At 68.7% G+C, this 23,174-nt stretch carries 19 protein-coding genes; 12 read left to right on the forward strand and 7 right to left on the reverse strand.

What is annotated here, in order from left to right; genetic code table 11:
- Positions 1-832 precede the first annotated feature (832 nt).
- Entirely contained in the window at positions 833-1,768 is a 936-nt protein-coding gene (locus ISO16_RS21725) for a helix-turn-helix domain-containing protein (protein ID WP_072634312.1), read from the forward strand.
- Between the two features lie 275 nt (positions 1,769-2,043).
- Here ISO16_RS21725 and ISO16_RS21730 read toward each other — a convergent pair whose 3' ends face one another.
- Positions 2,044-3,615 carry an IS1634 family transposase gene (locus tag ISO16_RS21730; protein WP_072636907.1) on the reverse strand — a complete coding sequence of 524 codons (1,572 nt, stop codon included), beginning with the start codon at positions 3,613-3,615 and terminating at the stop codon, positions 2,044-2,046.
- A 369-nt stretch (positions 3,616-3,984) separates the two neighbouring features.
- On the opposite strand from ISO16_RS21730, the gene ISO16_RS21735 reads away from it, so the two are divergent.
- The 5 genes from ISO16_RS21735 (at position 3,985) to ISO16_RS21755 (ending at position 9,279) form a co-directional block, all read left to right on the forward strand.
- Entirely contained in the window at positions 3,985-4,944 is a 960-nt protein-coding gene (locus ISO16_RS21735) for a phenylacetaldoxime dehydratase family protein (protein WP_170914020.1), read from the forward strand.
- 16 nt (positions 4,945-4,960) lie between these two features.
- Positions 4,961-6,655, forward strand: a complete 1,695-nt coding sequence (locus ISO16_RS21740; protein ID WP_083662394.1) for an amidase — start codon at positions 4,961-4,963, stop codon at positions 6,653-6,655.
- On the forward strand, positions 6,652-7,287 hold the full coding sequence (gene nthA, locus ISO16_RS21745; RefSeq protein WP_072636739.1) for a nitrile hydratase subunit alpha: 636 nt from the start codon (positions 6,652-6,654) through the stop codon (positions 7,285-7,287). The genes ISO16_RS21740 and nthA overlap by 4 nt, the downstream gene beginning before the upstream one ends.
- A 28-nt stretch (positions 7,288-7,315) precedes the next feature.
- Positions 7,316-7,954, forward strand: a complete 639-nt coding sequence (nthB, locus tag ISO16_RS21750; protein ID WP_230304408.1) for a nitrile hydratase subunit beta — start codon at positions 7,316-7,318, stop codon at positions 7,952-7,954.
- 116 nt (positions 7,955-8,070) lie between these two features.
- The gene (locus ISO16_RS21755) at positions 8,071-9,279 is read left to right on the forward strand and encodes a GTP-binding protein (protein ID WP_072636743.1); all 1,209 of its coding nucleotides are present in this window, start codon (positions 8,071-8,073) and stop codon (positions 9,277-9,279) included.
- A gap of 236 nt (positions 9,280-9,515) precedes the next feature.
- Here ISO16_RS21755 and ISO16_RS21760 read toward each other — a convergent pair whose 3' ends face one another.
- From ISO16_RS21760 to ISO16_RS21780, 5 genes are all read right to left on the reverse strand, one after another.
- Positions 9,516-10,517 carry an ROK family protein gene (locus ISO16_RS21760; protein ID WP_072636741.1) on the reverse strand — a complete coding sequence of 334 codons (1,002 nt, stop codon included), beginning with the start codon at positions 10,515-10,517 and terminating at the stop codon, positions 9,516-9,518.
- Positions 10,518-10,521: 4 nt separating this feature from the next.
- Positions 10,522-11,910, reverse strand: coding sequence for an NAD(P)/FAD-dependent oxidoreductase (locus tag ISO16_RS21765; protein ID WP_072636742.1), 1,389 nt, complete (start codon positions 11,908-11,910; stop codon positions 10,522-10,524).
- Between the two features lie 259 nt (positions 11,911-12,169).
- Positions 12,170-13,360 carry an acetyl-CoA C-acetyltransferase gene (locus ISO16_RS21770; RefSeq protein WP_075288590.1) on the reverse strand — a complete coding sequence of 397 codons (1,191 nt, stop codon included), beginning with the start codon at positions 13,358-13,360 and terminating at the stop codon, positions 12,170-12,172.
- 49 nt (positions 13,361-13,409) lie between these two features.
- Entirely contained in the window at positions 13,410-14,072 is a 663-nt protein-coding gene (locus ISO16_RS21775; RefSeq protein ID WP_072634330.1) for a CoA transferase subunit B, read from the reverse strand.
- Positions 14,069-14,836, reverse strand: a complete 768-nt coding sequence (locus ISO16_RS21780; RefSeq protein ID WP_029541161.1) for a CoA transferase subunit A — start codon at positions 14,834-14,836, stop codon at positions 14,069-14,071. Before ISO16_RS21780 ends, ISO16_RS21775 begins: the two co-directional genes overlap by 4 nt.
- A gap of 203 nt (positions 14,837-15,039) precedes the next feature.
- Here ISO16_RS21780 and ISO16_RS21785 point away from each other — a divergent pair, with 203 nt between their 5' ends.
- Positions 15,040-15,822 (forward strand): IclR family transcriptional regulator, encoded by a 783-nt coding sequence (locus ISO16_RS21785; protein ID WP_043801479.1) that lies wholly within the window; start codon positions 15,040-15,042, stop codon positions 15,820-15,822.
- A 61-nt stretch (positions 15,823-15,883) separates the two neighbouring features.
- Here ISO16_RS21785 and ISO16_RS21790 read toward each other — a convergent pair whose 3' ends face one another.
- Positions 15,884-16,921, reverse strand: coding sequence for a phosphotransferase family protein (locus ISO16_RS21790; RefSeq protein ID WP_072634331.1), 1,038 nt, complete (start codon positions 16,919-16,921; stop codon positions 15,884-15,886).
- A 350-nt stretch (positions 16,922-17,271) separates the two neighbouring features.
- Here ISO16_RS21790 and ISO16_RS21795 point away from each other — a divergent pair, with 350 nt between their 5' ends.
- The 5 genes from ISO16_RS21795 to ISO16_RS21815 are packed head-to-tail and all read left to right on the forward strand — an operon-like array spanning position 17,272 to position 23,162.
- On the forward strand, positions 17,272-18,111 hold the full coding sequence (locus ISO16_RS21795; RefSeq protein WP_072634332.1) for an enoyl-CoA hydratase-related protein: 840 nt from the start codon (positions 17,272-17,274) through the stop codon (positions 18,109-18,111).
- Positions 18,098-19,132 carry a phosphotransferase family protein gene (locus ISO16_RS21800; RefSeq protein ID WP_006942877.1) on the forward strand — a complete coding sequence of 345 codons (1,035 nt, stop codon included), beginning with the start codon at positions 18,098-18,100 and terminating at the stop codon, positions 19,130-19,132. The genes ISO16_RS21795 and ISO16_RS21800 overlap by 14 nt, the downstream gene beginning before the upstream one ends.
- A gap of 34 nt (positions 19,133-19,166) precedes the next feature.
- Positions 19,167-20,360: an acyl-CoA dehydrogenase family protein gene (locus ISO16_RS21805; protein WP_029541170.1), complete on the forward strand. Its 1,194-nt coding sequence runs from the start codon at positions 19,167-19,169 to the stop codon at positions 20,358-20,360.
- Positions 20,357-21,454 carry an acyl-CoA dehydrogenase family protein gene (locus ISO16_RS21810; RefSeq protein WP_072634333.1) on the forward strand — a complete coding sequence of 366 codons (1,098 nt, stop codon included), beginning with the start codon at positions 20,357-20,359 and terminating at the stop codon, positions 21,452-21,454. The genes ISO16_RS21805 and ISO16_RS21810 overlap by 4 nt, the downstream gene beginning before the upstream one ends.
- A gap of 49 nt (positions 21,455-21,503) precedes the next feature.
- Positions 21,504-23,162 carry an AMP-binding protein gene (locus ISO16_RS21815; protein WP_072634334.1) on the forward strand — a complete coding sequence of 553 codons (1,659 nt, stop codon included), beginning with the start codon at positions 21,504-21,506 and terminating at the stop codon, positions 23,160-23,162.
- Positions 23,163-23,174 lie beyond the last annotated feature (12 nt).

Genomic DNA, 23,174 nt, shown 5'->3' on the forward strand with positions numbered 1-23,174 from the left:
GAGCTTTCAAATCGACTTCTGACCGCGAATCGGAGCCCACGGGCCTGGCGCCGCGAGCCCCTCGGCGGGACGGCGCCGAGCCGTCGAGGGCATGGACGCTCACCTCACTCGCCGTCTCCCGACCTCTGCGTCGGCGGCTGTCAAGAGCGCGATGTCAGCACGTCGGTGCCGGCAGCAGCGAAAGCCGGGGCTGTGGCCTGGCCGATGCCACGGGTAGGGGCCGACGGCGAGTGCTGTGCGGCTCTTCGGGTCGTAAGGGCTCATCGAATCGCACGGTCGACGACGTTCAGGCAATCCGGGCGCCGACACTCTGGTCGCGGCGAGGATCGGTCAGACAGACCAGGTGCGTCACCGGAGGCGTCACCGAGGATGAGGCACTGCCCGTCGAGGACTCATTCGTCGATCAGGCCGACAGGTGGGTGCGCAATCCTCGGGCCACGCCACGCGTGACGAGGTTCCGGTAGACGCCGACCGCCATGGTGAATATGCGTTCAAGCGCCGGGTCGTCCCCCCGCCGACCGTGTTCAGCCCGAACCGCGGCCCTCGTCTGCGCTTCCCGCGGCTCGCTGTTTCGTAGCCCTTACGGTCGTCGACGAAGTGGCGGTACCGGCGGCTTTGCGGTGCGTCGGCCCGTTCTGGCTGTGAGGTCGGCGTGACGTCTCCCGCATCCGAGGGACAGTTTCGTCGATGTGCAGGCTCCGACGAGTTGCTGGTGGCCGCCGCCGAAAGCGGAGGTTTGACGTGAAGCGTCAACCGTTTGTCCTGGCGCGCCATGCTGGTCGCGTCGCTGTGACCTGGTGCGCACTGGGGCTAGGCTTGGGGTGTGCAAGGCATGGATGTGCGTCAGCGTGTCGAGACGGTCAGTACGGACTGTCTGAGTACGTGGGTCGACGTCATTCGTGAGACTTTCGTCGCGCTGGATATTGCTCCGGCGGATTCGGCGGGGTTTCGCGGTTCGGTGCTGACCAGGCATCTTGCCCATTTGAGGGTAGCCGAGGTGGCATCCGCGTCTCAGGCGTTCGACCGAACGGCGCGGTTGGTTTCGCGTCAGCCGTTGGATCTGTTTCAGATCGGGATGGTGGTCAGCGGGGAAGCACAGCTGATCCAGGATGGAAAGACGTGCGTAGTAGGGCCCGGTGACTTCGCGATATACGAAACGTCGCGTCCGTTCACATGGAGTCTGCGTCCGGAATGGCGCCTTCGCGTGTTCACCTGGCCCAGGCGCACTGTCTCGCTGAATGATTGCGAATCGCAGAGGCTTACCGCAAGGACTGTGATGGCGGATTCTCCTGTCGGGCGCTTGCTTTCGCCCACGCTGTCGCGTCTGCTTGCTTCCGACTCGCAGTTCTCGCCGACTGGAGCGGTGCGATTGGCCGACCACGTGGTCGAACTGGCGATCACGGCCGCGCTCGAAGAATCGAGTATCGAGGTAGGAGAATCGGATTCGGACGAACTGTTCGCCAGGGCCTTACAGTTCATCGAATTGCACCTCGAGGATCCGGACCTGGGACCGCATTTCATTGCCCAGGCATTCTTCGTTTCCGTACGGACGTTGCACCGCTTGTTTGCCAAACACGGTGAGACCGTAGCGAACAGGATTCGCACTCGTCGTCTCGAGTCCTGTCGTCGGGCGATGACGTCGTCTCCCGACCGAACACTGACCGACATTGCCACCCAATTCGGATTCCTGGATCTGGCTGGGTTCAGCAGGGCGTTCGCGACGGCGTACGGAGTGAGCCCGAGTCGTTACCGCAACCTCCGCAGATAGCGGCACCGGACCGGGGTCGGGGCCGTTCGATGCATGCGCCATTGAATGGTGCCGGAATCTGTGGTGCTCGTCAGCAGACAGTGGTCGCTGTGCGATCAGCACTTGTCGTCGGAGTGGGCCTTCGGGAAGGGTGCGGCCGGCTCTTGCGGAGGGTTGTCGGGCCGATCCGCCTCCGATGAAGTCGGAGTCCTCGGTGATGTCGGTGACGCGGCTTCCTCCGAGTTTCCGACATGCACACCGTACCCGGACGTTACTCGAACCCGAGTTGCACCAAATTAGTGTGCCAACTTTGACCCGGGATTCGGGATGCCGAGGGAGTCGAGGATGTGCACGGCGTCGTCGGTGAGTGGATCGAAGGCTGTGTGTTCGTGCCCGGCGATGGTGACGGTGATTTCCTGCAGCGGCCGCAGGGTCCGCACGATCTTCCGGATCGACATCCCGGTCGCATCCTGCAGGTAGCGCGAGATCGCCAGCGCGGTGAACACGATGGTCAGGTGCGCCTCGATCGAATCGCGGGTGTGGCTGAAGATCGGGCGGGCCCGCAGGTCGGTCTTCGACATCCGAAACGACTGCTCGACGTGCCACAGATCGTGATACTTCGTCATCACTTCCTGCGGATTCATCAGCGAGACAGGAAGGTTGGTCACGTAGCCCTTCAGGCCGATCAGGGAACGCGCCCGGGCCAGAGCGTCGGTATCGAGGGTTTTGCCCTTGGTGGTGCTCTTGACGAACCGGGGTGTTCGGGCAGCGCGGGTGCCGTCGATGACTTCCCGGGCGCGGGCTTCCTGCGCGTTCAGTGTCTGGTTGTCCCGCACGGCGCGTTTGGTCGAGTACGCCCAGATCGCCCGCCACGCCGAGGTGTCGGCCGGCTCCCACACCGGTTCGCTGCGGCGACTGATGTCGTTGACGGTGCTCTTGGCGTGCCGTGGGGTGACGGTGTCGATGACCTGCCCGTCGGTGAACACGTCACCGTTCCAGTGAAAATGGCTGGCCAGATCCGCTGGTGCTTTCGTCACCCTCGAGCCGACGATGAACTTCAGACCGGCAGCATCGAGATCCTTCAGGTTCGTCGCCGACAGCATCCCGGCGTCGGCGGCGATGACCATCTCCACACCCTCGAGGTTGTGGCGGTCCTGGAACTGCCGCACGATGGGCACGATCGTTCGGGTCTCGGCCTGGTTTCCTTCGAAACACCCTATTTCCAAAGGGAATCCGGTGCGATCGACGAGCAGGCCGACGACGATCTGCGGGTCCACTCGACGTTCCTTGGAGTATCCGACCTTGCGGAGCTCGTCTTCCTTGTCTGCTTCGAAATACAACGTAGTCACGTCGTAGAGCAGCAGGTTCAGATCCCCCGCGGTAGCAGCGTGCTCGAAACACCGCTGCGCGATGTCGTCGCGGTAACCATGGGCGGTGCATCGCTGCAGGGTTCGCACGAAGGTGTTGCGGTGGGCGGGTGCGATCCCGATCTCGCGCAGCACTCTGCCCGCGTCCGCAACCGATGTCGGTTCGACGAGGCGGGCCGTCACGAGCTGGAAGAACGCCTCGTTGTCGACCGCGTCGAAGCCGAGACGTCGCCAGGTGGTGTCGATGACCTCGATCAGCCACCGCGACCGCTTCCCGGTGATCGTCGGCGGTCCGCTGCTGGTGGTGCCCAGGTCGAGGTCGAGTTCCTGCTGGCCGGCGAGCAGCTTCTCCCGAGCGGTCTCGAGCAGGGCAGCGAGTTCGCTGTCGGTATGAGCCGATCCGAGGTGCTCGAGCACCTTGTCCCGGCGGTCGTGCTTGGCCGCGATCTGCACCGCGGTCGCTCCCGAGGCGGTGCGGACTTTGCGGATGTAGGCGGCCACGGACCGAAAGTCTACCGAGCCGTTAGTGTGCCACTTTCCGAACACGCACCGCTGCTACCTGCACCGATGACGCGATCATCCCGAAAATCGGCTCACCTGGTGCAACTCGGGTCGAATGCCTCGAGCACGTGTTCACGAACTTCGGCACCGTGAAATTCGATGATGACGCGGAACGTCAAAGTTGTTGGCACTGAGGTGCAAACATGGTTCACTTCGGTCCCGTACCGTTCGAGTACCCCGAAGAACGAGTGATCGGCATCACGCCGAGATGATCACCTACTCGAACTGGAGCCCGAGATGCCACGGCATATACGAATTACCGATTCCGAACCACGGTTCGAGATGTGGTCTACCACATACCCGAAGGGGGTGACCGAGGTCTTGTTCGCCCAGTTCGGCACCCAGGCCGACACTCTGGAGAGGGCGAATTCCGCTGTCGAAGAACTGCTCTCACTGTTCGAAACGGATTTTCGTCCGACTGTCCTGGACCGCGGACAGTACATTGACGCCGATGGATTCGCCAACGCGACGTTAATGGCGTACTGGTTCGCGCCGCAGGACTACGAAAAATGGGCCGCCCAGGAAGAGGTCGAGAGCTTCTGGGCCTCGCGGTCGACTACCGGTCCCGTCGGCTATTACCGCGAAACCGCGATAATTCCCCGTGACCACATCGAAACCCTGTATACCCCGCACGATCCGAGGAAGTGCGACACCGCGGGGATTGCCCAGCACGTGGAGGTCGGGCCAACCAAAGTGCACGATTATTGGGGGTCGGCACGCGACCGCATCACAGCGTCCCGGACCGATGAGCTCGAAGGCGAGCTGTTCGAGTACGTCCCGACCACTCAGGAGACGTTGGGCAAGCACGTAACCGTCGCGGTCCCGGGAAACGTCTGCCTGATCCGTACGGCACAGGACTGGCGCAACAGCACGGTGTTCAAGGACGACTACTTCGCGAATGTCGATCCGATCAAGGATTCGGGGGTCGACTACCTCGCTACCCACCCCGAGACCGGCTGCCTGCAGACGCGCAAGGTTCGTGAGCAGTCACCGCAGGGAGAGCTCATCGACCGGGCCTGCACACTCGGCTGGTTCCTGTCATTGGAGCATCTCATGACGTGGTCGCGCGGCCATCGCAGCCATCTGGAGATCTACGGCGCATTCTTCCGCATGATGCAGGGCAAGGACGGAATTCCGATGGATATGTCGCTGTGGCATGAGGTTTCGGTGATCCCGAAAGGCAGCGCAACCGCCGAGTACATCAACTGCCACAACCGGACCGGCTTCCTCACCATCCTCGACCACACAGCGGCGCAGGTCGCGCTCTAGAGACGGAGGTAATTTCATGGCTTCACTGCTACCACCCGATGCCGAACGACTGGCCGCCCTCAGTGCGCACTACCGTTTCGGGTTGTCCGCCAACGACCTAGAGGAATTCGCGCCCGCGGTCGCCGCCACCCTGGCTTCCACGACGGCGATCGAGTGGCTCTACGAGCGCACGGACCCGCCACCGGCACACAGGGCCTGGGCGCAGCCCGAGCCGGAACACAACAGCCTGGGTGCATGGTATGTGACGGCTGACGTCACCGAATCGGCACGCGGTCCGCTGGCCGGGCGCACCGTAGCGATCAAGGACAACATCGCAGTGGCCGGCGTGCCGATGATGAACGGGTCTCGCACGGTCGAGGGGTTCGTCCCACGCTACGACGCCACCGCAGTCCGCCGGCTTCTCGCCGCCGGCACCACGATCAAGGGCAAGGCGGTCTGTGAGGACCTGTGCTTCTCCGGCGCCAGCTTCACCTCGCACCCGGGACCGGTGCGCAACCCGTGGGACGAAAGGCGCATCGCCGGGGGGTCATCGAGCGGCTGCGGTGCCTTGGTGGCCAGTGGTGCCGTCGATACGGCGCTCGGCGGGGACCAGGGCGGGTCGATCCGCATTCCCAGTGCATTCTGCGGAATCATCGGGCACAAGCCCACCCACGGCCTGGTGCCGTACACCGGTGCGTTCCCGATCGAGCGCACCATCGATCACCTCGGTCCGATGACCCGCACGGTGGCCGACGCGGCTGCCATGCTGGGTGTGCTGGCCGGTCCCGACGGGGCCGATCCCCGGCAGCCGAACCGCATCGATCCGGTGGATTACTCTGCAGCGATCCAGGATCCGGCGTCGGGGTTGCGAGTCGGGGTCGTCGTCGAAGGCTTCGGCACGCCGGTGTCGGATCCTGCGGTCGACGCCTCCGTTCGCGCCGCGATCGAGGTGCTGCGCGACGCCGGACTCGAGGTCGCCGAGGTATCGATTCCCTGGCATGCCGATGCCGTGCACGTATGGAATGTCATCGCGACCGAGGGTGCCGCTTACCAGATGCTCGACGGCAATGCCTACGGCATGAATACCGACGGCTTCTACGATCCGGAACTCATCGCCCACTTCGCCCGGCAACGCCTGGCACGCGGCCACGAACTATCCAGGACGGTCAAGCTGGTGGGGCTGTCCGGTCGGTACACCTTCGAGGTCGGCGGCGGGAAGTTCTACGCCATGGCCCGTCGACTTGTGCCGGACGTCCGTGCCGCCTACGACGCCGAGCTCGCCCGCTACGACGTGCTGGTTATGCCGACCCTGCCGTACACCGCGAGCGAGATCCCGCCGGCCGATGTGCCGCTGGCCGACTATCTGAACGCCGCATTGTCGATGGTCGGCAATACCGCGCCGTTCGATGTGACCGGCCATCCGGCGTGCACCGTCCCCGCCGGGCTTGTCGGCGGCCTGCCGACCGGCTTGATGATCATCGGCCGACGTTTCGACGATGCCACCGTCTTGCGGGTGGCGCACACCTATGAACAGGCGCTCGGCGGCTTTCCCGTACCGCCGGTCGCCACAACCCCCCGTCGAAGCCAGCGCGATCACCTAGGTGTCGACGTGGGACATCAGCACACACTCACCGACCGTCCGCGCATCGATCGCCAGACTGCAGAACCGGCGCCATCCATCGCCGGGATCTCCGGGTCTCGGCCCATCCAACATCGAAGGAGTCAATCATGACGACCACGCTTTCCGGCCAGCCAGGAAAACAATGGGGACTTCCTGCGCAGGCGTCCGTTTCGGACCGGGCGCGGGCCCTCTTCCAGGCGTTGGCAGCGAAGGACCTGGTTCCCGACGGCTACACCGAGAAGTGGAAGAAGACCTTCGAAGAGGAGTTCTCGCCTCGACGCGGCGCCGAGATCGTCGCCCGCGCCTGGACGGACCCGGAATTCCGTGAGCTGCTGCTCACCGACGGCACCGCCGCCGTGGGCCAATTCGGCTACCTCGGTCCGCAGGGTGAATACATCCGTGCCCTCGAGGACACCCCGACGCTCAAGAACATGATCGTGTGCTCGCTGTGCTCCTGCACGGCGTGGCCGATTCTCGGCCTGCCGCCGGCGTGGTACAAGGGGTTCGAATACCGAGCGCGTGCAGTGCGGGAGCCCCGCAAGGTCCTCGCCGAAATGGGCACCGTGCTCCCGGCGAACGTCGAGATCAAGGTCTACGACACCACTGCCGAGACGCGCTACATGGTGCTGCCTGTGCGCCCCGCGGGCACCGAGGGCTGGACCCGCGAGCAGCTCACCCGCATCGTCACCAAGGACTGCCTCATCGGTGTTGCGCTGCCGTCGCCGGACGCCATCGCCGACTGACCTGCTCGTCTCGTCCCTGAAGGAGTTCATGATGGATGGAATTCACGACCTCGCCGGGAGGCAGGGTTTCGGTCGCGTTCCGCACACGGCCAACGCCGATATCGGTGCGACGTTCAAGAAGGACTGGGAGCATCTCCCCTACAGCCTGATGTTTCTAGGCGTGGAGCTCGGCCACTTCTCAGTCGACGAGGTCCGCCATGTGGTGGAACGGATCGAGCCGCGTCACTACCTGACCACGCCGTACTACGAACGCTACGTGATCGGCGTCGCCTCCCTCATGGTCGAGAAGGGCGTGCTGACCCAGGACGAGCTCGAGCGGTTGGCAGGCGGACCGTTCCCCCTCGCGCTGCCGGCGATTTCCGAGGGACGTCCTGCGATCGTTCCTGACGCGCCCTTCGAGGTGGGCGAGTTGGTGCGGGTCAAGGACGACTTTTTCGCCGGCCATGTCCGTTACCCGGCATTCTGCCGGAGCAAGGTCGGCACGGTACAACACCGCACCACCGAGAGTTGGCCGTTCCCCGACTCGATCGGTCACGGTAGAGACGATGCGGGTGCTCAGCCGACATACGGCGTCGAGTTCGCCTCCGCGGAGTTGTTCGGCGACGACACCGACGGGACCGCCGTTGTCGTCGACCTCTTCGGCGGCTATCTCGAGCGCGTTGCCTGACGCCTCCGCCGATCCGACCGTGGCCCGGGTGGAGGCGTCGATGAGGCGCCTCCACCCCGACCCCGGACAGTAGTCAGCTCTTCCTGCTCGCCGATCTCGAAGAAATGGACCTGACGATGACCGACGAACGACTTGCGGTGACCGTTCTCTCCGGTTTCCTCGGAGCCGGAAAAACGACCCTGCTCAATCATCTGCTCACGAACCGGGAAGGCCTCCGTGTCGCCGTCATCGTCAACGACATGAGCGAGGTGAACATCGACGGAGCCGACATCGCTCGTGAAGTCACGCTCAGCAGATCGGAGGAGCGGCTGGTCGAGATGACCAACGGGTGTATCTGCTGCACACTCCGCGAGGACCTGCTCAGCGAGATCGTCCGCCTCGCCAGGGAACGTCGATTCGACTACCTCGTGATCGAATCCTCGGGCATTTCCGAACCGCTGCCCGTCGCGGAAACCTTCACCTTCATCGACCCCTCCGGGTTCGCGCTCGATGACATTGCCCGTCTCGACACGATGGTCACCGTCGTCGACGGGGTGAACTTCCTGCGAGACTTCAAAGAAGGGCGTCAGGTGCCTGCCGACTCGCCGCAGGATCAACGCGAGCTCTCCGATCTTCTGGCCGACCAGTGCGAGTTCGCCGACGTGATCTTGATCAGCAAGACCGATCTCATCAGCCAGCAGCAACTCGAAGAGCTCACCGCCATCCTGCGCCGACTCAACAGCGTCGCACAGATCCGCCCGATGCAGATGGGCCGGATCCCGTCGGGCTGGATCCTCAACACCGGATCCTTTTCCCTGACGCGAGCGGCCGCCGCCCCCGGATGGCTGCAAGAACTCAATGGAACCCACACACCCGAGACCGAGGAATACGGCATCGGATCCGTCGTCTACCGTGCCCGGACACCCTTCCATCCGGTCCGCTTCCACAAGTTCCTCCATGAGGAGTGGACGAACGGCCGGCTGTTGCGGGCCAAGGGGTACTTCTGGAACGCCGCCCGTGTCACCGACATCGGCAGTCTCTCGCAAGCAGGACATCTCATCAGACACGACTACGTCGGTCGGTGGTGGCGATTCATCCCGAAGCAATACTGGCCCGACGACGAACGCCGAGAGGCGATCACGACGGCATGGGACGAATCCGTCGGAGACTGCCGACAAGAGATCGTCTTCATCGGGCAATCCCTCGACCGCGACAACCTCATCGAACGCCTCGACGCGTGCCTGCTCACCATGGACGAGGTCGCCATGGGGATCGATGCCTGGTCCGAGTTCGCCGACCCCCTGGGCGACGGGTCTTTGGCGCCGGCTCACTCGGCCCGAATGTAGCTCGGGGCTGTGCACACGTCCTCGACGATCAAGGACCCGAGCTTTCGCAGCGTGTCGGCGGGGGTGGTGATGCACTACTGGAGCCATGACTGTTTCCTGACCCCGAACCGGATAATTGACGACACGGCCCAGCTCCGCGGGATTCCGTCTGTCGAGTCTCCGGTGAAGCGCTACGACCTGCGTGAGGACGGGCGCGCTTGTGCGACCGGTGCCGTGCCGACCGACCCGTTCTCCGATCACCGGGGATTCGGGATCAGCGTGCGTGCCAGATCCGCGGCGCCGATCCGCGAGGCGGATGCCCCCAGCTCGGCGACGCGGACCTGCGCGCCCCTCCGGTACCGGCCGCCGGTTCGCAGCTCGCCCGCCACGGCCCTCGCGGTGTCGAGGTAGAGATCCGCGGACTCGCTCACTCCGCCGGTCAGCAGGACGGCATCCGGGTCGTAGATGTCCTGGATCACCGCCAGACCGACCCCGAGCCAGTACGCGAAACTGCCGAATACGCTCAGCGCGAGGGGATCTCCGTCTCGCGCCGCGGCCGCCACCGCGTGCCCGTCCAGGTTGTCCGGAGCGGTGAGTGCCGCCGCGGACAGGGCGCCGGGCGCCCGCGGGTCCCGGCGGGCGAACGACACGGCCGTCTCCACCAGGGCCGTACCACTGCAGTACCGCTCCCAGCATCCCCGTTTGCCGCACGGGCACGCCCGGCCACCCGGAACAACCTGAAGATGGCCGAGTTCTGCTGCCACTCCGAAGCTTCCACGGTAGAGCGTCCCGCTCACCATCAGCGCCGCACCGATGCCGGTCCCGAGGGCGAGGGTCACCACGTTCTCACCCGACGCGCCGGCACCGAACCGGTACTCGGCCCACGCGGCCGAGTTCACGTCGTGCTCGACGATCACCGGGAGCCCTACGCGCGCGGTGAGTTCGGCGGCAACCGGAGCGTCGCGCCAGGGAAGGTGCGGGGCGAACGTCACTGTCGCTCGATCCCGAGCGACGAACCCGGCCACCGCCACGCCGACGGCGTCCACCGGATTCCCGGTGGCGAGGTGGTCGACCACCGAGACGAGCGCACTCGACAGGGCATCGGCGGAGGACGGTGTGCGCCGGTGTGTTTCGGCGAGGATGCGACCGTGCTCGTCCACGACCGAGGCGCGGATGTTGGTTCCGCCGACGTCGATCCCTATGGCATGCGGGGTGGTCTCGTCCGCGGCGCAGTCCGTGTCCGGTGCATGGAGGACCATCGGGTCAGCTCGCCACCGGGTGGGTGATCCGGTTCGCGCGCTCGCGGAGCGCGCCCCTGGCCTTCGCCTGCTGATCGGTCGCGGTGAACTGGGGGCGGCTGCGGCCGAGGAACGACCACGTCCACGACACCGTCGTGGTCAACCGGCTGCGGAAGCCGACGATGTAGGCGAGGTGCACCACCAGCCACAGGAACCAGCCGAGCGCTCCCGAGAGTTCGAGCCGGCCGACGGATGCGACCGCGTTGAACCGTGAGATGACGGCCATCGAGCCCTTGTCCCGGTACCGGAACGGCGTGCGTTCCGGGCGGGGGCGTCCCGCGGCGAGCGCTTTCACGTCGGCGACGATGGCTGCGGCCGCGTGCCGGCCGCCCTGGATGGCCACCTGGGCGACACCGGGCAGGCCGTCGCGGTTCATCATGTCGCCCACGACGAAGATGTCGGGGTGGCCGGCGACGGAGAGATCGGGTTCCACCAGGATTCGCCCGGCACGGTCGAGCTCGGCGCCGGTGCGGTCGGCGAGCACGGCGCCGAGCGGGCTGGCCGCGACCCCCGCCGACCACACCTTGCACGCCGCCTCGATACGCCGCTCCGAGCCGTCGGGCGAGCGCAGGGTGACGCCCTCCGCGTCCACGCCGGTGACGACGGCTCCCAGCTCGATCTGGACGCCGAGCCGGCCGAGGGCGGCGGCGGCCGCGTCCTGGAGGGCGGGAGCGAACGGCGGCAGGACGGTGGGAGCGGCGTCGACGAGCACGACCCGTGCCTCACGCGGATCGATGGTCCGGTAGGCCCCGGCCAGGGTGCGCCTGGCGAGTTCGGCGATCTCGCCGGCCATCTCGACGCCCGTGGGACCGGCACCGACCACGACGAACGTGAGCAGCCGGCGGCGCTCGTCCGGGTCGTCGGTCACCTCGGCCTGCTCGAATGCGCCGAGGATGCGGGCGCGGATCTCGAGGGCGTCGTCGATGGACTTGAGTCCGGGGGCATTCTCGGCGAAGTGGTCGTTGCCGAAGTACGACTGGCGGGCTCCGGCCGCGACGACGAGGCTGTCGTACTCGAGCACGGATTCCGTGTCGCCGTGCCGGGAGTGCACCGTCCTGGTGCTCGGATCGACGTCGTACACCTCGCCCATCCGCACCGTGACGTTGTCCTGGTCCTCGAGTACCAGCCGCACGGCGGGGGCGATCTCGCCCTCGGACAGGATCCCGGTCGCCACCTGGTACAGGAGGGGCTGGAAGAGATGGTGGGACGTCCGGTCGACGAGGGTGATGTCGACATCCGCGTCCGCGAGCGCGCGGGCGGCGAACAGCCCGCCGAATCCCGATCCGACCACCACCACGCGGTGCCGCGCGCGACGGTCCGACGAGCCGGTGACGGTCGCTTCCGAGACGGACATGGGGGAGCCCCTTTCGCGGGATGGGTGGTGTCCCGGTGCGATGTCCGGGCGCGTGTGACAACTGTGCTGCAGGTCACCCCATCCTGTCAAACTTTGTCCGGACATTCGCACTTTAAAATCTATCCCTCATGCCCCGGTCGACCGCGTCGCGCGCCGGCCGGCGCGCGACAGGGTCCCCGGACACGCGTTCGGGCGGAGGCGATCGTGTCGCCTCCGCCCGAACGTGACGGTCCTCGACGGATCCTCGAGGTCGCGGGTCCTACGTCTTGGGGACGCGGACGATGAGGGCGTCGCCCTGGCCGCCGCCGCCGCACAGGGCCGCGGCCCCGACACCGCCGCCGCGGCGGGCCAGTTCGAGCGCCAGGTGCAGCACGATCCGGGCCCCGGACATCCCCAGCGGGTGGCCCAGCGCGATGGCGCCGCCGTTGACGTTGATCCGGGCCGGGTCCAGCCCCAGCTCGCGGCCGGAGGCGATCCCGACCGCGGCGAACGCCTCGTTGATCTCCACCAGGTCCAGCCCGGCCGGGTCCAGGCCCTCCCGGGCGCAGGCCTTGGCGATCGCCCGGGCCGGCTGGGACTGCAGCGTCGAGTCCGGGCCGGCGACCACCCCGTGCGCGCCGATCTCGGCGAGCCAGGACAGACCCAACTGTTCGGCCCTGGCCCGGCTCATCACCACCACCGCGGCCGCCCCGTCGGAGATCTGCGAGGCCGACCCGGCGGTGACGGTGCCGTCCTTCGCGAACGCCGGCCGCAGCGCCGCCAGCGACTCGGCGGTGGTCTCCGGGCGGATGCCCTCGTCGGCGGTGACCACGACCGGCTCGCCGCGGCGCTGCGGGATCGACACCGGCACGATCTCCGCGTCGAACAGCCCGTCCTTCTGCGCGCGGGCCGCCCGCTGGTGGCTGGCGGCGGCGACGGCGTCCTGCTCGGCGCGGGAGACGAACCGGGTGCCGGTGTTGGCGGCCTCGGTGAGGTTGCCCATGGCCTGGTCGGTGAAGATGTCGTGCAGCCCGTCGAAGGCCATGTGGTCGCGCAGGGTCGCATCGCCGTACTTGAACCCGGCCCGGGAGTGCTCGAGCAGGTGCGGGGCCCGGCTCATCGACTCCTGGCCGCCGGCGACGACGATGTCGAACTCGCCGGCGCGGATGAGCTGGTCGGCCAGCGCGATCGCGTCGATGCCGGACAGGCACACCTTGTTCACGGTCAGGGCGGGCACGTCCATCGGGATGCCGGCGGCCACCGCGGCCTGCCGGGCCGGGATCTGGCCGGCGCCGGCGGTGAGCACCTGACCCATGATCACGTACTCGACCTGCTCCGGGGCCACCCCGGCCTTGGCGAGGGCACCGGCGATGGCGACCCCGCCGAGGTCCGAACCGGAGAGGTCCTTCAGGGCGCCCTGCAGACGCCCCATCGGGGTCCGGGCTCCGGCAACGATGACAGAACTGGTCACGATGGGGTCTCCGATCTTGTTGTCGAGCAGGGGTATTCGACTACTTCTCTCAGACGAGCTCGTCGATGCGGATCTCGAGCGGCGCCGCGGTGGCCGCAACGACGTGGTCGACGGTCACGCCCGGCGCGAGCTCGCGCAGCGCGAGGGTCCCGTCGCCGACGACGTCGATCACCGCGAGGTCGGTGATGATCCGGTCGACGACACCCTGGCCGGTGAGGGGCAGGGAGCACGTGTCGACGATCTTCGAATTGCCGTCGCGGTCGGTGTGTTCCATGACCACGATGACGCGGCTGGCGCCGTGCACCAGGTCCATGGCGCCGCCCATGCCCTTGACCATCTTGCCGGGAACCATCCAGTTGGCCAGGTCGCCGGTCCGGGAGACCTGCATGCCGCCGAGCACGGCGGTGTCGATGTGCCCGCCGCGGATCATGCCGAACGACAATGCCGAATCGAAGAATGCGGCACCGGGATTGACGGTGACCGTCTCCTTGCCCGCGTTGATCAGGTCCGGGTCGACGTTCTCCTCGGTCGGGTACGGGCCGGTGCCGAGGATGCCGTTCTCCGAGTGCAGCGTCACCTGCACGTCCGGCGGAAGATGACCGGGGATGAGCGTCGGCAGCCCGATACCCAGGTTGACGTACTCGCCGTCGATCATCTCCGCGGCCGCGCGGGCCGCCATCTGGTCTCGGGTCCATCCCTTGGTGCCGGTCATCGTGCCGCCCCTTCCGTTGCCTGGACTGTCCGCTTCTCGATCCGCTTGTCCTGCGGACCGGTTTCGACGATGCGCTGCACGAAGATTCCCGGCAGGTGCACCTGCGCGGGATCGAGCTCGCCGGGCTCGACGAGTTCCTCGACCTGCGCGATCGTGACCTTCCCGGCCATCGCGGCCAGCGGGTTGAAGTTCATCGCCGTCTTGTCGAAGATCAGGTTGCCGGCGGTGTCGCCCTTGACGGCGTGCACCAGCGCGAAGTCGGCGGTGATGCCCTCCTCCATCACGTACCGCTTGTCGCCGAAGGCCCGGGTCTCCTTCGGCGGGGAGGCCACGGCCACCGAGCCGTCGACGTGGTACCGCCACGGCAGTCCGCCGTCCGCGACGGGGGTGCCGACACCCGCCGGGGTGAAGAACGCGGGGATGCCGGCGCCACCGGCGCGCAGCCGCTCGGCGAGGGTGCCCTGCGGGGTGAGCTCGACCTCGAGCTCACCGGCGAGATACTGGCGGGCGAACTCCTTGTTCTCCCCGACGTAGGAGGCGGTGACCCGGCGGATCTGGCGCGCGTTCAGCAGCAGGCCCAGGCCGTGGTCGTCGACGCCGCAGTTGTTGGAGAACACCTCGAGATCGCCGACGCCGGACTCGACCAGCGCGCGGATCAAGGCGTCGGGGATGCCGCACAACCCGAACCCGCCGACGGCGATCGTCGCGCCGTCGGACACGTCCGCGACGGCGGCCGCGGGCGTGTCGAACACTTTCGTTCCCATCACAGACCCCTTCTCGAGACTTCGGTCCCTCCGGACCCCGGTGCAAGATGCGTTCATTCAATGGACGATGACGCATCGGTCGAGTACCACTACATGCTCTGTGTTTGCCGATTTCAAGGCCTTGCGAGCGGCGCATTCGAGATTGCTCGCCCATCGGAACGTCGATTTCGACGGCGTTCACTGAGTGGACGTATTCTCGTGTCATGGAGGAGGCACAGAGACCCCACGTGATCGGCCGCGTCAGCGCGCTGCTGCGCGCGATCGCCGGGCACGAGCCCACCGGCTCGTCGACCTCGGATCTGGCCCGGGCGACGAACCTCGCGCGCCCGACGGCGCACCGCCTGCTGACTTCGCTCACCGACGAGGGCCTCGTCGACCGCGACCCGAAGACCGGTCGATGGTCGCTGGGGCCCGAGCTGTACCTGCTCGGCTCGCTGGCGGCCGGCCGTTACGACATCACCGACCTCGCCCGCGACATCCTGCGCGACCTCGCACGGGAGACCGGCGAGAGCGCCTTCCTGTCCGCCCGGCGCGGGGACGAGACCGTGTGCCTCGCCAGCGAGGAGGGCAGTTTCCCGCTGCGTTCCCACGTCCTCCACGTCGGGATCCGGCTGCCCCTGGGTGTCGCGTCCGCGGGGCTCGTCATCCTGTCCCACCTGTCCGACCGCGACATCGACGAGTACCTGTCCCGCACCGACCTGACCGCCGGGTGGGGGCCGGACCACAGCCGGCAGGCCGTCGAGGAACGGATCGCCGCGACGCGCCTGGCCGGCTACTCCACCAATCCCGCCCTGCTCGTGGAGGGAAGCTGGGGGATGGGGGCCGCCGTCTTCGACCACCGGGACGCGCCGGCCTGGGCGCTGAGCATCACCGGGGTGGAGAGCCGTTTCCGCGCCGACCGTCGTCCCGAACTCGGGGAACTGCTGCTCCGGCAGGCGCATCGTCTCACCCAGTTGCTGCGCCACCGCCCCCGGCGATCCGGGTGAGGGACGATCGTCCGGACACGCACCCGGATCGGGCCGCCGCACCGCCCGCACTCGCGTCGCGTCAGCCCGGCCCTCGCCCCGTGAGCACCGCGCGGGCCATCTCGGCCAGCTGCGCCGGACGCTGTGCGAGGGCGTCGATGTCGACCTCCTGATCGCCCATCGCGCCGGCGCGGAACCTCGCCGCCACACCCTCCGCGATGGCTGCGAGCTTCCACAGCGCGAAGCCCTGGTGATACCGCAGGTCGTCGAGGTCACGGCCGGTCGTGTCGGCGTACCGGGAGACGACCGTCTCGACGTCGAGGAAACCGTCGGCGGGATCGGGCGCCCAGCCGATCACGTCGGCCGACGCCCAGGTGGCGGTGAGCCACCCGAGGTCGGCCATGACGTCGCCGATGGTCCACAGCTCCCAGTCCAGAACCGCGCGCACCTGCCCGTCGGTCCCGATCAGCAGGTTGCCCGGCCGGAAGTCGCCGTGCACCAACCCGGTCCACCGTTCGGCGGGCAGCTTCCGGGTCAGGAGCTCGTGGACGTCCCACACGGGCCCGGGACCGACACCGCCGGCGGTGAGCTGACGGCTCCAGCGCCGCAATTGGCGCTCGAGGTAGCTGCCCGGTTTGCGCAGTTGCGCCAGCGGTCCGGTCGTGGTGTCCACCGCGTGGATCACCGCGAGGGTGTCCACGATGCTGCGGGAGGCGGTCGGTCGGTTCGGCCGGGGGATCGCGGCGACCGTCTCGGCATCGCCGAGGACGATGCCCTCGACGTGCTTCATGACGTAGAAGTCCGCCCCCGTCACCGACCGGTCGGTGCAGCAGCCCGTCACCGGCGGCACCGGCACCGGGCCGCCGGCGAGCAGGTCGAGGATGCGCCACTCCCGCACGACGTCGTGGGCGGAGGAGAGCAGTTCCCCGGTCGGCGGCCGGCGCAGGACCCAACGCGTCCCCGCCTCGTCACGGACCTGGTAGGTGAGGTTGGACCGGCCTCCGGTGATCAGTTCGAAGTGCAACGGGGGTGCGACGTCCGGGAGGTGCTCGACGAACCACGCGGTGACGCGCGCTGCGTCGAGGCCGATCGGCTCGCTCGCGGCATCCACCTGAGCCATCGCGCCCTCTCTGCTCGTTCGGATCCGGTGCGGATCCCTCATGCTTACTCGCCTCGCGCACCGATCGGTACGTGCCGTGCCGGACCACCGGGGAAATTCGGGGCGCGGTCCACGCGCCCCAGACGCCGTTGGGCCTGACCGGGTCCTCCGCCCGCCGGCGACCCGGGACTCGGGGATCGGGCAAGCCTCGTCGAGCCCGCACCGACCGTGGCCCGGGCCGCCTGCCCCGGTCACATCCGGATGGCCCGAGCGATTGACATCACACCGCCTCGGGCGCAAACTATGCGAGCGCTCAGCAACTTGAATCTGACGTCAAGTTACGTGACTCCCTGCTGTGAAGGAGCACCCGGATGACCGACGCACCCGCCGCGGCGACCCGCGGCGTGGCCACCACCGACGACCTGGTCCTGACCGAGCGGCGCGGCCCCGTCGCCCTGCTCACCCTCAACCGGCCGGCCAAGCTCAACGCCTGGAGCAACGCGCTCGAGGACCGCTACTTCGACCTGCTCGCCGAGGCCGACGACGACCCGCAGGTGCGGGCCGTCGTCGTCACCGGTGCCGGCCGCGGATTCTGCTCCGGCGCCGACCTCGACGACCTGCGCCACGTCGCCGACGCGTCGGACGACGACCTGATGCGGCCACGCCCGCGCGACTTCCCGCTGCGGGTCCGCACACCGCTCGTCGCCGCGATCCGTGGACCCGTCGCGGGACTCGGCCTGGTCGAGGCTCTCTACTGCGACGTCCGCTTCGGCGACCCGACCGCCCGGTTCACCACCGCGTTCGCGCGCCGCGGGCTCATCGCCGAGTACGGCAGCAGCTGGCTGCTGCCCCGCCTCGTGGGCCACAGCCGCGCCACGGACCTGCTCCTGTCGAGCCGTATGGTCGACGCGGACGAGGCCCACCGGATCGGCCTGCTCGACCATCTCGTCACCACCGGCGACGTCGTCGACGCCGCCGTCGCCTACGCGACCGACCTCGCCGCGCACTGCTCGCCGCGGTCGATGGCGACGATCAAGCAGCAGCTGCGCGACGACGCCGACCGGTCCTACCCGGACGCGCTCGCCGCCGCGGACCGCCTGATGCGCGAGGCCTTCCGCGGTCCCGACGTCGCCGAGGGCGTCGCCAGTCACCTCGAGCGGCGCGCCCCCGCGTTCGCCGCCCTGCCCGGGAGTGCCCATGCCCCTGCGTGAAACCGTCGGCATCGACCCGGACGCGATCCTGCGCTGGTTCGGCGACCTCGGCATCGAGCACACCGCGCCGCTGACCTTCGACCGCATCGGGCTCGGACAGTCGAACCTGACCTACCTGGTGCAGGACGGCGACGGCCGCCGGTGGGTGCTGCGGCGACCGCCGCTCGGGCACCTACTGGCGTCCGCGCACGACGTCGCGCGCGAGGCCCGCATCCTCTCCGCGCTCGAGGGCACCGACGTGCCGACGCCGAAGGTGTTCGGGCTCACCGACGATCCGGCATTCAGTGACGTGCCGCTGGTGCTCATGGAGTTCGTCGACGGACAGGTGGTGGACCGGATGTCCGTCGCCGAATCCCTGACGCCGGAGCGCCGCCGCCGGATCGGGCTGTCGCTCGCGCGGACGCTCGGCCGGATCCATGCCGTGGACCTCGAACGTACGGGGCTCGACGCCCTCGCCCGCCCCAAGCCGTATGCGGAGCGGCAGCTGCACCGCTGGGCCGGCCAGTGGGAGAAGTCGAAGACCCGCGAGCTGCCCGAACTCGACGACCTGACCCGCCGGCTCCTGGCCGCCGTGCCGCCACAGCACGAAATCACCTTGGTGCACGGTGATTTCCACCTGCGCAACGTCATCACCTCGTGCGAGAGCGGTGACGTCGTCGCCGCGCTGGACTGGGAACTGTCCACCGTCGGCGACCCCCTCGCCGACGTCGGGTCGTTGTTCGCGTACTGGCCCGAGCCGGGGGAGGACACCGGCGGCGACTTCCCCGCCTCCACCCTCGAGGGCTTCCCGAGCCGCGCCGAACTCGCCGCCGTCTACCTGGACGAGACGGGCCGCGACCCGGCGGCGCTGAAGTTCTGGCACGCGCTGGGGCTGTGGAAGGTGGCGGTGATCGCGGAGGGTGTGATGCGCCGCGCCCTCGACGAACCGCAGAACAAGGCCGCGGCCGGCACTCCCACGGTCGCGCGCATCGACGCTCTCGTCCACAAGGCCCGCGAGATCGCCGACGAAGCCGGCATCTGACGCCCCCACCACCCTCGACACGCAGGAGACGACGATGTCCCCCGACGAGCAGACGACCTCGCGCGACCTCTCCGGGCGCGTGAAACATCTTCTGGACCAGTATGATCCGAGCACGACCGGGCCGGAGGACTTCCTCGGCGCTCGGTTCGACGCGGGTCTCGCCTGGGTGCACTTCCCGCCGGGCCACGGCGGACTCGGCCTGCCGCAGAGTCACCAGGCGCAGGTCGAGGCTGAACTGGCCGCCGCCGGAGCACCCCGGCCCGCCGCGGGCCGCAACGGCATCGGCCTGGGCATGGCCGCGCCCACCATCGCGGCGTTCGGCACCGAGGAGCAGAAACGCCGGTTCCTGCGTCCCCTCTACACCGGACGGCACATCTACTGCCAGCTGTTCAGCGAGCCCGGCGCCGGCTCCGACCTGGCCGCCGTCGCGACCCGCGCGGTCCGCGACGGCGACGACTGGATCGTCAACGGCCAGAAGGTGTGGACGTCGGGCGCGCAGAACGCGCAGATGGCGATCCTGGTGGCCCGCACCGACCCGAGCGTGCCCAAGCACGCCGGCCTGACGTACTTCCTGCTGGACATGAGCGATCCGGGCGTCGACGTGCGACCCCTGCGGCAGATCACCGGCGAGGCCGAGTTCAACGAGGTGTTCCTCACCGACGTGCGGGTACCCGACGCCAACCGGCTCGGCGACGAGGGGCAGGGCTGGCGCGTCGCCACGACCACCCTCAACAACGAACGCGTCGCGATCGGCTCCGGCGCGCCCCGCGAGGGCGGCATGATCGGCAAGGTCGCCGCGACGTGGCGCGAGCGTCCCGAGCTGCGCGACCCGGCGCGGCACGACCAGCTGATGCGGCTGTGGGTGGAGGCGGAGGTGACCCGGCTGACCGGAGAACGCCTGCGCCAGCAGCTCGCCGCGGGCCAGCCCGGTCCGGAGGGCTCCGGCATGAAGCTCGCGTTCGCCCGCCTCGCCCAGACCGTGTCGGGATTCGAGGTGGAGTTGCACGGCGAGGACGGCCTCCGGTACGACGACTGGACCCTGCGCCGGCCGGAGGCGGTGGACTTCACCGGCCGTGAACCCGGATACCGGTATCTGCGCGCCAAGGGCAACTCGATCGAGGGCGGCACGTCGGAGATCCTGCGCAACGTCGTCGCCGAGCGGGTGCTCGGGCTGCCTCCGGAACACCGTGTGGACAAGGACATTCCGTGGAAGGACCTGGCGCGATGACCGACCTGCTGTACTCCGACACCGAGGACGCCCTGCGGGACAGCGTCCGTCGCGTGCTCACCGATCGCTGCCCACCCTCCGTCGTGGTGACCGCGTACGACGCCGCGCCCGCCGACTTCTCGGGCGTGTGGAAGACGGTCGCCGCCGAACTCGGGCTGGCGGGGCTGCTGGTGCCCGAGTCGCTCGGCGGCGCCGGCGCGAGCACCCGCGAGGCCGCGGTCGTCATGGAGGAGATCGGCCGGGCCGCCGCGCCGGTGCCGTACCTGTCGAGCGCGGTGCTCGCCACCGTCGCGCTGCTGCGCGCCGGCGACACCGGGACCGTGCCGGCCCTCGCGGAGGGCGCCGCGACCGGCGCCCTCGTCGTGCCGTTGTCGACGGCGCCGGACGCCGCGATCATCGGGGTGCGTCGCACGGCCGACGGCCTGACCGGACGGGTCACCAGCGTCGCCGGGGCACACGAGGCCGACGTCCTCGTCGTCCCCGTCGCGGGGCCGGACGGCCTCGAACTGCACACCGTCCGGTCGGACGCCGCCGGCGTCACGGTGACCCCGGTGCTGTCGCTGGACATGACCCGGCCGATCGCCGACGTCGAGTTCGCCGGGGCCGCCTCCACCCGCGTCGACGGCGGCGACGCGGCCGCCGCGGTGACCGAGGCGCTGCAGTGCGGGGCGGTGCTGCTCGCCTCCGAGCAGCTCGGGGTGGCCCAGTGGTGCCTCGAGACCACCGTCGCCTACGTCAAGGAGCGCCGCCAGTTCGGCCGCGCCGTCGGTTCGTACCAGGCGATCAAGCACCGGCTCGCCGATCTGTGGCTCGAGGTGGGCGCAGCGCTGTCGGCCGCCCGGTACGCGGCCGACGCGTACGCACGCGGCGACGACGACACCGCGATCGCGGCGGCGGTCGCCCAGTCCTACTGCAGCGACGTCGCCGTCCACGCTGCCGAGGAGTGCATCCAGTTGCACGGCGGCCTCGGCATGACCTGGGAGTACCCGGCGCATCTCTACCTCAAGCGGGCCAAGGCCGATCAGCTCGCGCTCGGCGTCCCGTCCCGGCACCGCGCCCGGCTGGCGGACCTCGTCGGCCTGCCGGTCTCGTGACCGAAACGATTGCGCTGCAACAACACACGAAAGGACAGGTGCCGCCACGATGAGCTGGTACGACGACAGGCCCTGGATGGCCCAGTACGATCCCCGCGTGGCCGAGGTCGGACCCGTCCCGCGGCGGACCACGCTCGAGGTGTTCGCCGACGCCGTCGCCGCCGCGCCGGACGGGCCGGCGATCACGTATCTCGGTGCGACGCTGACCTATCGGGAAGTCGACGAGCTGACCGACGGCGTGGCGGCCTACCTGCTCGAACACGGCTTCCGCAGGGGCGACCGGCTGGCCGTGTACCTGCAGAACGTGCCGCAGTTCGTCCTCGCGCTGTTCGGCGCGTGGAAGGCCGGCGGCGCGGTGGTGCCGCTGAACCCGATGTACAAGGACGAACTCGACCACATCCTCACCGACGCCGGCGTCGTCGCCGTCGTGTGCGGCGAACAGGCGTGGGCGGACCGGGTGGCGGAGCAGGCCGCCGGGGCGGGCGTGACGATCGCGCTGACCGCGAGCGAACTGGACCTGCAGACCCGGAACGACGAGCGGCTCTTCGCGGGCGTCGAGCGCCGCCGTACGCCGGGCGTCCCCGACCTGCTCGAGGTCGCCCGCGAGTGGGCGGGCCGCCCCGTCCCCGATCCGGGCCTGGTCCCCGACGACATCGCGCTCGTCTCCTACACGTCCGGGACGAGCGGACTGCCCAAGGGCGCCACCAACACCCACGCGAACCTCACCGTCAACTGCGTACTGCTGCGCCTGTACGACGAGATTCCGGCGGGTTCGCCGATCTTCGCTCTCGCGCCGCTGTTCCACATCACCGGGATGGTCGTCCAGTTGCTCACCGCGGTGGATCTGGCCGGTCCGCTGGTGCTGGCCTACCGCTTCGACGCCGGGGTGGTGCTCGACGTCCTGAAGCGGGAGCGGCCCGCGTTCATGGTCGGCCCGTCGACCGCGTACATGGCGCTGCTGGCGCATCCGTCGTTCTCGTCGGACGCGTTCGAGTCGCTCCTGACCCTCAACTCCGGTGGCGCGCCGCTGCCACCGGCCATCGTCGAGCGCTTCCGCGAGCGGACCGGCCTCTACATCCGCAACGGTTACGGCCTGACGGAGACCAGCGCGCCCTGTGTCGTCGTGCCCTCCGGTCGCGAGGCGCCGGTGGATCCGGACTCGGGCACCCTGTCGATCGGCCTGCCGCTGCCCACCGCGATGGTGCGCATCGTCGACGAGGACGGCAAGGACCTCGGACCGGGCGAGGTCGGGGAGATCGCCGTCGAGGGTCCCATGGTCGTCCCCGCCTACTGGAACCTGCCCGAGGCCACCGCCGAATCCATCCCGGGCGGGCGGCTGCTGACCGGTGACGTCGGCTTCATGGACGCACAGGGCTGGGTGTACGTGGTCGACCGCAAGAAGGACATGATCAATGCCTCCGGGTTCAAGGTCTGGCCCCGCGAGGTGGAGGACGTGCTCTACCGGCATCCGGCGGTCCGCGAGGCCGCGGTCGTCGGCGTGCCCGACTCCTACCGCGGCGAGTCGGTCGCTGCGTTCGTGAGCCTGCGCCCGGACCAGGACGTCGACCCGGACGAGCTGGTGGCGTGGTGCCGCGACCGGCTGGCCACCTACAAGGCCCCGCGGTCGGTCGAGATCCTGGACGAGCTGCCCAAGACCACCAGCGGGAAGATCCTGCGCCGCGAGATGCGCAGGGTCGCGTCGTCCTGACCCGAGGAGGGA

Source organism: Rhodococcus sp. M8 (assembly GCF_015654185.1).
Classification (GTDB): domain Bacteria; phylum Actinomycetota; class Actinomycetes; order Mycobacteriales; family Mycobacteriaceae; genus Rhodococcus; species Rhodococcus aetherivorans.

What these genes read in the sequence shown, in the direction of transcription:
- ISO16_RS21725 (WP_072634312.1), top strand. Translation starts at nt 833, where the DNA reads ATGGATGTGCGTCAGCGTGTCGAGACGGTCAGTACGGACTGTCTGAGT.
- ISO16_RS21740 (WP_083662394.1), top strand. Translation starts at nt 4,961, where the DNA reads ATGGCTTCACTGCTACCACCCGATGCCGAACGACTGGCCGCCCTCAGT.
- nthA (WP_072636739.1), top strand. Translation starts at nt 6,652, where the DNA reads ATGACGACCACGCTTTCCGGCCAGCCAGGAAAACAATGGGGACTTCCT.
- nthB (WP_230304408.1), top strand. Translation starts at nt 7,316, where the DNA reads ATGATGGATGGAATTCACGACCTCGCCGGGAGGCAGGGTTTCGGTCGC.
- ISO16_RS21755 (WP_072636743.1), top strand. Translation starts at nt 8,071, where the DNA reads ATGACCGACGAACGACTTGCGGTGACCGTTCTCTCCGGTTTCCTCGGA.
- ISO16_RS21760 (WP_072636741.1), bottom strand. Translation starts at nt 10,517, where the DNA reads ATGGTCCTCCATGCACCGGACACGGACTGCGCCGCGGACGAGACCACC.
- ISO16_RS21765 (WP_072636742.1), bottom strand. Translation starts at nt 11,910, where the DNA reads ATGTCCGTCTCGGAAGCGACCGTCACCGGCTCGTCGGACCGTCGCGCG.
- ISO16_RS21775 (WP_072634330.1), bottom strand. Translation starts at nt 14,072, where the DNA reads ATGACCGGCACCAAGGGATGGACCCGAGACCAGATGGCGGCCCGCGCG.
- ISO16_RS21780 (WP_029541161.1), bottom strand. Translation starts at nt 14,836, where the DNA reads ATGGGAACGAAAGTGTTCGACACGCCCGCGGCCGCCGTCGCGGACGTG.
- ISO16_RS21785 (WP_043801479.1), top strand. Translation starts at nt 15,040, where the DNA reads ATGGAGGAGGCACAGAGACCCCACGTGATCGGCCGCGTCAGCGCGCTG.
- ISO16_RS21790 (WP_072634331.1), bottom strand. Translation starts at nt 16,921, where the DNA reads ATGGCTCAGGTGGATGCCGCGAGCGAGCCGATCGGCCTCGACGCAGCG.
- ISO16_RS21795 (WP_072634332.1), top strand. Translation starts at nt 17,272, where the DNA reads ATGACCGACGCACCCGCCGCGGCGACCCGCGGCGTGGCCACCACCGAC.
- ISO16_RS21800 (WP_006942877.1), top strand. Translation starts at nt 18,098, where the DNA reads ATGCCCCTGCGTGAAACCGTCGGCATCGACCCGGACGCGATCCTGCGC.
- ISO16_RS21805 (WP_029541170.1), top strand. Translation starts at nt 19,167, where the DNA reads ATGTCCCCCGACGAGCAGACGACCTCGCGCGACCTCTCCGGGCGCGTG.
- ISO16_RS21810 (WP_072634333.1), top strand. Translation starts at nt 20,357, where the DNA reads ATGACCGACCTGCTGTACTCCGACACCGAGGACGCCCTGCGGGACAGC.
- ISO16_RS21815 (WP_072634334.1), top strand. Translation starts at nt 21,504, where the DNA reads ATGAGCTGGTACGACGACAGGCCCTGGATGGCCCAGTACGATCCCCGC.